General features: G+C 36.8%; 9 protein-coding genes and 1 pseudogene. All 10 read right to left on the bottom strand.

Going from position 1 to position 11954, the window contains the following annotated elements; translation table 11 throughout:
* Positions 1-239: 239 nt before the first annotated feature.
* The 10 genes and pseudogenes from wecB to NBH14_RS23000 all read right to left on the bottom strand — a co-directional run bounded on the left by wecB (position 240) and on the right by NBH14_RS23000 (position 11703).
* A complete protein-coding gene (gene wecB, locus NBH14_RS23045) occupies positions 240-1385 on the bottom strand; it encodes a non-hydrolyzing UDP-N-acetylglucosamine 2-epimerase (RefSeq protein WP_186961387.1) in 1146 nt (381 codons plus the stop codon).
* Positions 1386-1387: 2 nt separating this feature from the next.
* Positions 1388-2593 carry a UDP-N-acetyl-D-mannosamine dehydrogenase gene (gene wecC / locus NBH14_RS23040; RefSeq protein ID WP_186961388.1) on the bottom strand — a complete coding sequence of 402 codons (1206 nt, stop codon included), beginning with the start codon at positions 2591-2593 and terminating at the stop codon, positions 1388-1390.
* A 19-nt stretch (positions 2594-2612) separates the two neighbouring features.
* A complete protein-coding gene (locus tag NBH14_RS23035; RefSeq protein WP_222622145.1) occupies positions 2613-3563 on the bottom strand; it encodes an NAD-dependent epimerase/dehydratase family protein in 951 nt (316 codons plus the stop codon).
* A gap of 77 nt (positions 3564-3640) precedes the next feature.
* Positions 3641-3973 (bottom strand): annotated as a pseudogene (locus NBH14_RS23030) (polysaccharide biosynthesis protein); the annotation flags it as partial.
* Between the two features lie 628 nt (positions 3974-4601).
* Positions 4602-5795: a glycosyltransferase gene (locus NBH14_RS23025; protein ID WP_186961390.1), complete on the bottom strand. Its 1194-nt coding sequence runs from the start codon at positions 5793-5795 to the stop codon at positions 4602-4604.
* Between the two features lie 13 nt (positions 5796-5808).
* Complete coding sequence (locus NBH14_RS23020; protein WP_186961391.1) at positions 5809-6963, bottom strand: glycosyltransferase; 1155 nt, start codon at positions 6961-6963, stop codon at positions 5809-5811.
* A 7-nt stretch (positions 6964-6970) separates the two neighbouring features.
* The gene (locus tag NBH14_RS23015) at positions 6971-7990 is read right to left on the bottom strand and encodes an EpsG family protein (protein ID WP_255502367.1); all 1020 of its coding nucleotides are present in this window, start codon (positions 7988-7990) and stop codon (positions 6971-6973) included.
* Positions 7991-8012: 22 nt separating this feature from the next.
* Entirely contained in the window at positions 8013-9257 is a 1245-nt protein-coding gene (locus tag NBH14_RS23010) for a lipopolysaccharide biosynthesis protein (RefSeq protein ID WP_250817772.1), read from the bottom strand.
* Between the two features lie 199 nt (positions 9258-9456).
* Complete coding sequence (locus NBH14_RS23005) at positions 9457-10722, bottom strand: nucleotide sugar dehydrogenase (RefSeq protein ID WP_186961394.1); 1266 nt, start codon at positions 10720-10722, stop codon at positions 9457-9459.
* A 12-nt stretch (positions 10723-10734) separates the two neighbouring features.
* On the bottom strand, positions 10735-11703 hold the full coding sequence (locus NBH14_RS23000) for an SDR family oxidoreductase (protein WP_186961395.1): 969 nt from the start codon (positions 11701-11703) through the stop codon (positions 10735-10737).
* Positions 11704-11954 lie beyond the last annotated feature (251 nt).

Raw genomic sequence — 11954 nt, 5'->3', positions numbered from 1 at the left:
GTGATTGAAGAAGTGGAATACAAGATCAGATCAAGTTTGACCTAATCTTGTATTTACGGATCTCACAAATAAAAAGGTCTTCTTATATCCTATCTTAGTTAAATTACGTAGATCGATGGAAACGACGTTCCACTAGCATTACAAAGTATGACCATTGCGAGCGAACTTCCACATCAAATCCGTGCAAATATCTGTATCAGAAATATCAGCACAATTGCCTAACGTAAGAGATAAAATAGTCATCTTCTTAATACGTTTATAATTCTATCGCAAGCATTCCCGTCTCCATAAGGATTCAATGCCTTGCTCATTTGCCCATAATACGCAGGATCATCTAATAAAGTGGAAACCTCATATACGATCTTGTCATATTCCGTACCAACCAATCGAACAGTTCCAGCCTCCACGGCTTCCGGACGCTCCGTCGTATCACGCATTACCAATACAGGTTTGCCCAAACTCGGGGCCTCCTCCTGAACTCCTCCACTATCTGTCAAAACCAATGTTGATTTCTCCATCAGATAAATAAAAGAAAAGTACTCCAACGGTTCTATAAAAAAAACATTGGTTAATTGCATTTGTCCAAAAGTATCATGAATGGGCTTACGGACATTGGGATTTAAATGCATCGGGTAAACAAAATCCACATCCGTATATTTTAAAGCCAAAAATTTAAGAGATTGACATATATTGATAAATCCATCACCAAAATTTTCTCGCCGATGTCCTGTCACTAACACAAGGCGACGTTCTCTCCTATCATTGACCGGATAGCCTAACTTCCTTAGAGTCTCTGATAACTGTTCATCCAAGACCTTATCCAACTTTATCTTATTAATTACATGAAACAAGGCATCTATCACCGTATTCCCTGTCACCCAAATGTTGTTCTCGTTGACACCTTCCACCAATAAATTCTCTCGGCTATTCGAGGTTGGTGAGAAATGGTAAGTGGCTATACGACCCGTTATTTGTCGATTCATCTCCTCAGGCCATGGACTATACCTATCATAGGTACGAAGACCGGCTTCTATATGTCCTACAGGGATCCGCTCATAAAATGATGACAGAGCGACCGCCATGCTCGTCGTCGTGTCACCATGTACCAATACGATATCAGGCAGAACTTCTCTCAAGACCTTACGCATACCTGTTAAGATACGTGTTGTCACGTCATATAGGTCTTGTCCTTGACTCATTATATCCAAGTCATAATCAGATTTGATATCAAACAAATGGAGAACTTGATCCAACATCTCACGGTGTTGTCCCGTCACACACACAATTGTTTGGAAATCTTTAGGACATCTCAATAAGCCCTTCACCAAAGGAGCCATTTTTATCGCTTCGGGACGAGTCCCAAAGACTAACATAATCTTTTTCATATCTATTTTCTGAACACACCCGCAAAATCCAAAATCATCTTGTCCGGGCAAATGGGAAGAGACTTAAATTCTTTATGCGTAACTAAAAAAACGACTATATCAGCTTTCTCATACGCCATCCGATAAGGAGTCAATTTAAATACGTTGTGAGAAGAAATATTAGGCTCGACTACCAATATATCAGCATTATTACAGCCTTGCAAAACTTTTGTCGTAATATATTTAGCAGGTGATTCCCTTAAATCATCGATGTCTGGTTTAAATGCTAATCCCATCATAGCAACCACAGGCTTACGGTGATGTTCTAACTCAAACTTCAACATCGTAGTCTTAATTTTCTCCGCACACCAAAATGCTTTATAATTATTAATCTCACGGGCTTTTGCAATAAGTTGAGACTCTATAGGAAAATCCGCCGTGATAAAATAGGGATCCACGGCTATACAATGTCCGCCAACTCCACAACCCGGCAACAATATATTTACCCGAGGATGCTTATTTGCCAAATTTATAAGTTCCCAAACATTGATCCCAGCCTTGTCGCAAATAACAGATAATTCATTAGCAAAGGCTATCTGCACATCACGTGATGAATTCTCTGTCAACTTACACATCTCTGCAGTTTTACTATTCGTCCGATGAAGAGTTCCCTTAACGAAGCGACTATAGAACTCTATGGCTTTATCCGTCGATATCTCATCCATTCCTCCTATCACGCGGTCATTATGTACCAACTCATAGATCACATTACCCGGTAATACCCGTTCCGGACAATACGCAATACTTATTTTACCTTCTAATTCTGGGCGTAAACTAAAGATCAAGTCGCTCATTTTTTCTGTTGTCCCTACCGGAGATGTCGATTCTATCACATAAAGATCATCCTCCTTCAAAAAAGGTACAATCATCCGAGTGGCTGTCTCCACATACGAGATATCAGGATCATGGTTCCCTTTAAACGGTGTCGGGACCACGATGAAATAAGCATCGCTCTCTTCCGGCAAACTTGAGGCTTTCAACATCCCGTTCTCCACCACATCTTTAAGCAATTCATCCATACCTGGTTCTATGATATGCAATTTCCCTCGATTTGTCGTATCGACAACATTCTGATTGATATCAACTCCCGTAACCTTTATGCCGTGCTTGGCCGCAATAATGGCGGTTGGGAGACCAATATATCCCAACCCCATGAAACATGCTTTCATTATAGATAACTATTAAAATTCATAATCTGTAATAATCCCTCATCCAATCTATGGTTTTCTTGACCCCATCTTCCAAAGAGACCGTCTCCTCATGCCCTAGTTCTCTCACGGCCAAACTATTATCCACTTTCTTCACCTTTGTCGTTAATACCTCGCAATCCTTGTACTCTATCAACGACTTATCGGCACCCGTATATTTCCAGATAATATCCGCCAAGGTCTCGATGTCATGATACTGGCTGCTACCAATATTATAAATTCGACCATCAATGAAATTATTACTTATATTCGCCAAAGTCCTTACACAATCGTCGATATATGTACTAGAACGATAGAAACCCTGAAAAACCTGCACGGGCAGACCAAACAAAGCATGATAACAGAACTTACAGTTTACAGAACGATACGGGTGATAATACTCTCCCGGACCATAGGTATTAAACAAACGAACAAGCACGGTCTCTGTACCATACATGATCCGAGAATTCCGTATTTGCATCTCATTAGCCCTTTTAGAGATAGCATAATCATTCATCTGATAAATCACATGTTTATCCATGACATCCTCATGCATGATATCCATATAATCCCCATATACCTCCGAGCTAGAGAAGTGAATTAGCTTAAAATGGTGTTTTTCTTGCAAACGAATGATATTCTTCAAACCTATCAAATTACTTTTCCACATTTGCTCATAATAATCCTCACCATTCCAGCGACCAAACTCCGCGGCACAATTATAGACCAAATCAAATGGCCCTGCCATATCAAAGATCCGTTCTATTTGCCGGTATTCCCCTATATCACATCGAGAATATTTCCATGGCTCATGACTCATGACTTGCACATATCCGATCTCCCCCGGATGATGCAAAATATCAACACCAAATACAGAATGCCCTTTCTTCTCTAATTCCGATACTAATTTAAGTCCTACTATTCCTTTAGAACCTGTTACTAAAATTCTCATGATTAATTATTTATTAAAATGAATATTCTTTGATACTATTATTTGCGCTTCATTCTATACTCGATTGTGAAAAGTTATAAGTTCACCGTACCTTTCAGATTCATGCGAGTAGCCTCTATTGGGAAAAACTCACAAGAAAATACCTGCTTCAATGCAGAAGCAGAAAACAGAAAATCTACACCTCGTATAGCTAGATCTACAGATGTTTTGTTCCGAACATTCCCAATGTAAAACTTAGCTTTTAGATTTTGTGAAGCATGACGCATATCATCTTTCTTTTTCTCATTCCAACTGAAAATCCAGATTTCCTTGATATCCAAATCTAAGAAACGACGAAGTACAAGGTTTCTGAAAGAGACGGTACCTCCAGTGATCAAGAGGACTTTGTCTTTAAAGACTGATAGATTCAATTATGTAAAATTATTCAAATATTATCTTTTGATAATTAAAAGATAATTTAACTGTGATAAGTCGTTAATTCGCTAAACATTTTAATATATCATTTGAAACCAAAGTAGAGTAAGCATTAGTACCTTCAGCATTCAAATGATTAATATCTTTATGTCGGTTCTAGCTTTCTTTAGTATATATCAATCGTATATGTGAACGATTGGAAAATATAAAAACTGATTCCTATAGGAAGCAATAAATTCACACTCTTAACAGAAATTCTTTTTCCAAATAAAGTGACCATTGATGAGAATGACTCTATAAAGAAATCTGAATACTTGAAAATCACCAATGCTTCAATAATATTATTATGGATACAAGATGTATAATAAATGCAGGTTGCCACCATCGATTTACGTTTTTATCAATATTTTGTCAATAATATCTGATTCCATAACCACAGACATAGGTTATTAAAGTGATAGTAAACAACAATAAACAAGCACGCCAATTCCAGCATCAATAAAACACATAACCGCTAATTATCAAGAATATATCAGACCTCTAGTTTGTTAAATTTTGCATTCACAAGCCTATATAACACAAACACAATGAGTAGAAATACTGCGAATTCAATAGATGTAAATATCATGTGAGTACTATGTCATTATTTACAGCATCTTTCAGACTCTCATAAAATTCTTTTCTTCGAGAATCAAGAACGTCCTTGCAATATGCTGCACTCCTCTCATAATTTATTCTACTTTGATTCTCGTAGAGATATTTATCATTTATTAGTATTTCTATTTTATCAGCAAAGCCTCTGACATCTGAATAATCCACCAAAAAATCTTTATCGATCAATTCTGTGTTACCCGAAACCGGTGTAGTCACACAAGGTAAACCTAAAGCCGAAGCCTCAATAATCACCCTCGGAAGCCCTTCTGCCCTTGTTGGATAAACTAGAATATCTGCCTCCAAAAGAAGTTCCCGTAAACGATCGGTAGAAACAAATCCTGAGAATCGAAGCAAGTCGCCAACTCCCAAACTTTTCGCATATTGTGTAAGCTGAGCTATTCCTCCGAAATAATCTCCCCCGACGAAGGTTAATGTCACATCAACGCCCCTTTCTCGCAAAATACGTAATATCAGAATCATCTCCCGGTGCCCTTTGCCACTATATAAAAACACTTGATTTGAAACATGAATCAATCCCCAAGGTTTCTTCTGTAGATAGTGTCGATTTCCAGATCGAAACGCAGCCAACATCTCAATGGAAGAATAATGAGAAAAAATCCTATCTTTCCGATGTGAACTATAATGTTTTTGCATATAATTACGAGTAACACACGAAATCCCCATAGCTTTATGGCTAGCCTCTAGCATTTTACAATGCATCCTATACCACAATATTTTATGCAACAAGCTAGAGCTATTCTGATAAATATCATAACAATCAGCTACCCCCTCTATCGCATACGGAAAACAGCTCTTGATACTATCCCACACAGCAAAAGCAGTGGTACTAGGAAGGCGCAGAATCACCAGATCACACCCCTCCGCCACTTTTTCCATCATTCTCTTTACAGAGAAATAAACTTTTGCATATTGCAAAGGCCCTTGAAAAAAAGGTACAGGAACAACTTCAACCCTTGGATCCTCCACTATATATTTATATATTTTTAATTCTTCCAAAGCAAAAACCTCACGAGTTCTCACCACAAAGCGAACTTCATCAAACACCATCAAATACCGTTTCACCAGTATTTGACCAAAATCACGTAAATAGAAATCTTTTCCAAAACGATAACTATACTCATCACAAGCCACTAATACTTTCATAAACAATGTCTATTTAATATTTTAAATTTCGCAAAAACAATTTCATGGATTCAATGTAACTTTCATAATGGAATGAACAGCGGGCAGTGTTACTAATGGCTTCACTTAATACCTTAACCGAATTCGTATCCATCTTATCCACTTCAATTAAACGCTTCACTAATTCCTTTTTATCAGGATGTTCAAGAACAATTGCATTCACTCTATCTTTCAGGTAGTCTTCAATATTACTTGTTTTATTAATAATAGGTGGAACACCGGCAGCTATCGTCTCTGCCAGCTTTGTAGCAAAGCCTGCGTTACTCTTGCGATTATTGTCTCGAATAAGAATAGAAAAATCAGCAATTTTATAATACCTAGGCACATCTTCCTGCGTTACTCTCCGAATAACGCATACCGCATCTTTGAGCTTCTCCCGTTGTTGGTTACTTGTGTAAATAACCTTTGAGCTACCTAGAATAAGTAATCTCAATTTAGCACCTCTATCAAGAGCTATTTCCAACGCTTCAAGCACAATATCTATTCTATCTTTGCTATTGGCAGCATTACCCGCATAGATAAGAGTTTTTCCCGCGTACGGAGCATATTGTGCCACAGTTTTCTTCCATTTCTCCTCATTAAGATCGACAAGAGGTGGAAGTAGTAACCTATTCGACGATTTACGAAAATGATTGTCAAGATAACGGCTAATGCATATTACATTTTTTACGCGAGGATTAACAAATCTCATAAAGCCTTCATTGATCCAGAAAAAAGGGTTCACATATCCTAGGTGATAATCACGGGCTACATACCATTCCGTTATATCAAGCACAAACTTTACCCCATTACAACAACACAACCTATCCAGCTTATACGGCAACAAACCAGCACCAAAATATAATACCACTACGTCATACTCATTTATTCGAGAATTGATAAAATCATATGCTTTATACCCCATCATAAAAAGAGATTTCACTTTTGAAAAACTAAATTTTTTAATATCCAAATCATCACTTATAACATAGTTAAAGCCTTGCCAAGAGGTAGCCTCTTGTTTTCCTCCAAAAGCAATGAAATCTACTTTATGTCCTAGCTTACGCATAATCTTTGCATTATTTAGCACTCTTGGTGCAGCTGCATCACCCGCAGGAAACCGAAACAGCCCACAATATAAAATTCTCATTTTTTACTCAATTAAATACTGGTTTATAAAATTCGTTACCCCAAATTAAATTGCACTTATAGAGTGGTATTACGGTATAAGGAAAAGTACTTTCAACAAAATAAGCCAATACCATAGCTACAAAAACAGTAAATGTAAGTGACACTACCAATTTTTTCCTCCTTTTGGCAACAAACAAGAAAATGGTAAACATTAGTAAATCTATTACAAACAGTAACCGTAAAAAACGGGAGGCTGCATAGGGGACAACGTAGAATATTCCGATAAAAATCAACGATATCACATTAATATTGTATATTAGCCTTACAATGGAAGGAGGACGTTGAGAGGAATTCCATAAATAACGTGTCAGAAATAAAATCATGAACACAAGTATCATTAATGCATATGATGAGTTTGTTATGGCATTTTTCGTTTCGTAGAGAGACAATTTTGTGACAACATTACTTCCTAAATAAGGAAAAATGAAGTCACTGACAAAAATCAAAATCAAAACGCAAGGAATAATATACACAAAATACTTCTTGAGCGGTAGTAACTCAGAGCGTAAACTAGGTATCAATAATAGATATGTGATAGAAAAGACATGGATTGTAGCACCTATTAAAATAGAAACAACAAAATATTTTATGCTGTTTTTCTCGCACGACAACCACAGCGAATATAGAATCAACGTGGTAAGAATATAATTCCGACTAAAAACAAACTCCATTAGAAACAAAATAAAATAGATCACCGCAAACAGTGATGGATAAGGTGATAGTCTAAGCGTGAAATAGCACATAAACGATAATATCGCAAACGAAACAGTTATTAGAAACACCTGATAGCTATCAGTGAAACATCCAATTAACCGATTCAATACCAAATAACCAAACTCATTATTTGAATTGTCGGGAAACGAGAAAACCTCCTCGTAAGCAATATAGTCTCCGTTCCACGTGTTCCATCCCCACAATGTCCACATAAAAAGAAAAAACAAAATGGCGATATATTTTGATTTAGGATAAATCAAAGAGAGAGCCATCAATACAATGGTTATAATGACATCAATTTCCATTTTTATTTTGAAATGAAGTTTTATATGTATATATTATCGAACTCAAATATACCAACCCAGCCACAGCCTTGATATAGGCAGCTCCATAACAGCCCCATAATTTAATGAAAGGATAACTGATAGAGATCACCACTATTCCAACTATCAAGGATACGTTTCTTAGTTTCTTTCCACAACCTTTCGACAAGATAAATTTGTTAAAAAAATCCGCAATACCATACAGTAATGCACCCAAACACATATATTTTATCAATGGAACAGAAGTCATATATCTATTTCCAAAAACAACCAAAATAAACGACTTTGAAAATATCAATATACACAAATAAACCGACATACATAGAAAAAAGAGAATTATCAATATTTTTCGATTGATAAAATCCAAAAAAACAAATTTCTTATATAAAACCGTTGATAAAATATTAGGTAACATAGATAATGGAATGGATATTTGCAGAGCAATATTATAGAAACCCACGTTTGTATTGTCTGCACTCAATACACCGAGTAATACCCCTACAAAATTACTTGCTCCTACTGCAAAAATTGAACCAATATAGATAGGAAAACCATATTCTTTATTGATTGACCATATTTTTTTAAATGAATTACCGCTCTTGTTTCTAATTGGTTGTATTTTACATATTATATATATATATATTACTAAGTAAGAAAAAAAGTATGTAATTAATATAGTCCTTAAATTAACATTTGGAAGAAGAAAAAAAAACGAAACTGTCAATAAAAAGAATACCAAACGAGGAAAAAATCTTGACACTGCCAACAAACCAATACGATTATCCCCTTGTAATACTAATTCGTTGAACTGAGTAAACAAATAAACCGAACCTAGTGGCAGTATCGACAAGAAAATATCCAAAATATGTTTATTCCTCAAATCATCTGAAAGGATGGAATAGAGACTTAGTGACACACACATTGCGACGGACAACAATGCCCAAATAAGAATTCCAGCGAAATAGTAACTTCTAATGGATACATCATCCTTTTCAAGCGATATCAACCTACAGATTGAATAAAAAAAACCGAAATTAAATACTATCTGTGAGAAAATAAACATATTAATTATAAAAGCATAATTTCCATATTGCTCAAGATCTAGAATCTTAGTCAAATAGAAATTAGTACCTATCAGGAACAACATACTTAAGAATGTAGAAACCAACAGCATTATACTCTGAGTAGCTAATTTGTTGTTTAATATGTTTTTCAAAAAGCTATGCATATAAGCATTGATTATTTATCCGCATTTTTCTGTAATATTTAACAAAAACCAATATTATCACAACATTAACAATCGCAAATCTTCATTATTATAAGATTCAGTATCACAAGTCCAATTGTAAAACCCCGGAATCACGACATGACTATCAAGAACACAATATTTACAATGTATATATCCTAATTCGATTTTATAACTTCCCATCACAATGGCCATCAAGTATCCACTTCACATCATATATCACACAGTTCTCCTTGGTGAGAGCGAGTAAATCTAGTGATTTAAACTCATTATGTGCTACTGCCATAATAGCTGTGTCAAAACGATCCGTCGGCAATTCATTGGTGATTTCAACACCATATTCACACCATGCGATCGCAGAATTCGCCCACGGATCATATACAGTGATAGTCACATTATATTCTTTCAAAACTCTATAAATATCAATCACTTTCGTATTACGTACATCAGGGCAATTTTCTTTGAAGGTAAAGCCTAAAATCAAGACATTTGAATTCAACACCTGAATCCCCTTCTTCAACATCAGTTTCACGACTTGATTAGCAACGTACTCACCCATGCCATCGTTCATCCGACGACCGGCCAAAATAATTTCCGGGTTGTAACCATAGCGTTGGGCACATTGGGCGAGGTAATAGGGATCTACACCGATACAGTGACCACCTACCAAACCTGGGCGAAAAGGAAGAAAATTCCATTTCGTACCGGCTGCTTCCAGCACCGCCTGCGTATCAATACCCATACGGGTAAATATCTTGGAAAGTTCATTTACAAAAGCAATGTTGATGTCTCTTTGTGAATTCTCAATTACCTTTGCAGCCTCAGCCACTTTCATGGTAGGAGCCAAATGGGTACCAGCCGTAATGACAGAAGCATACACCTCATTCACTTTCACACCTATCTCCATCGTTGAACCCGAAGTGACCTTCTTAATATGCTCCACAGTGTGTTGCTTGTCGCCTGGATTGATACGTTCCGGTGAATAACCTGCAAAAAAGTCTTTATTGAATTTCAATCCACTCACCTTTTCCACTACAGGAATACACTCGTCTTCAGTAACACCTGGATAGACCGTAGATTCATACACCACAATATCTCCCTTCGAGATGACCTTACCGACTGTAGTACTAGCTCCATAAAGCGGAGTCAAGTCAGGTTTATTATCTTGATCAACAGGTGTAGGAACCGCCACCACATAAAAATTACAATCCCGAATATCTTCAATACTCGCCGTACACTTAAAACCGCTAGCAATAGCGGATTGGAGTAACTCATCAGATACTTCCAATGTCGCATCATGGCCTGCCATTAAAGCCTTTATCCGCTTTGCGTTCATATCGAATCCCACGGTTTTATATTTCGTAGAGAACAAACGAGCCAACGGAAGACCTACATACCCTAGGCCGATCACACAAATTTTCACTTCCGTATTCATTTTATCTTCTGATTAAATATATTTCCAATACCATTTCACAGCCTCACGCAGACCATCTCGCATACTAAATTTCGGATCGTACCCTAAAAGCGTCTTCGCTTTGTCGATACAAGCTAAAGAGTGAGGAATATCACCTAAACGATTAGGTCCATACAATACCTCTACATCCGCAATCGCCGGATCAAACTCGCTTAAGAACTCTTTCAAATATGAGATCAATTGATTCAATGTAGTTCGTTCTCCAAAAGCTGTATTATACACCTGATTCACCGCTTCGTGATTTGTGGTTGTCATCGCCAGCAGGTTCATTTGGATCACATTATCTATATAGGTAAAGTCACGACTATATTCCCCATCACCATTAATCACAGGACTCTCATGTGCCATAAACTTCTTCACGAATAAAGGAATAACCGCAGCGTATGCTCCAAACGGATCTTGTCGACGACCAAACACATTGAAATAACGCAAGCCTATACACTCCATATTATAGGTCTTGGCAAAAACCTCCGCATATAACTCATTTACATATTTTGTAATAGCGTAAGGAGACAAAGGTTTACCTATCACATTCTCCACCTTTGGAAGAGATCTGCTATCACCGTAAGTGGAAGAACTAGCGGCATACATAAAGCGCTTCACACCTGCATCACGAGCTGCCACTAACATATTCAAGAAACCTGAAATATTGGTCTCATTGGACGAAATTGGATCCTTAATAGAACGGGGAACAGAGCCTAACGCCGCCTCATGAAGTACATAATCTACCCCATCCACCGACTTTTGGCAATCATATAGTTTACGGATATCACCAATGATCAAGTGAAATTGTTTTGGATACAGTTCGAGCAAAGGGAGAATATTCTCTGGTTTTCCGGTGGCAAAATTGTCTAGACAAACCACCTCATACTCTTGTTCAAGTAAATACTCACAAAGGTTAGAGCCTATAAAACCAGCCCCACCAGTAACTAAAACTTTCATATATAAACATTTATACAATCTCTATCTCTTTCACCATACAAAAATCAACAGAATGAAAAATCGAGTATTTCTATCTTAACTAAATTTTAACCAACAATGGAGTATCCCCTCTATTTTTCTACCAGTTATGAGTAAATGGTAAAAATTTGTTTGTTTATTGACTATCGACATAGCACCAGTTCGATATTCTCAAATGTCAGATATAAAAAACTCCTCATCTATTAAAGATTTTATCAAGAACAGTTCCGAGA

Origin of the sequence: Parabacteroides caecihominis (genome assembly GCF_023656785.1) — a bacterium.
Lineage (GTDB): Bacteria > Bacteroidota > Bacteroidia > Bacteroidales > Tannerellaceae > Parabacteroides > Parabacteroides segnis.
This window is presented reverse-complemented; position numbering and strand designations above follow the sequence as displayed.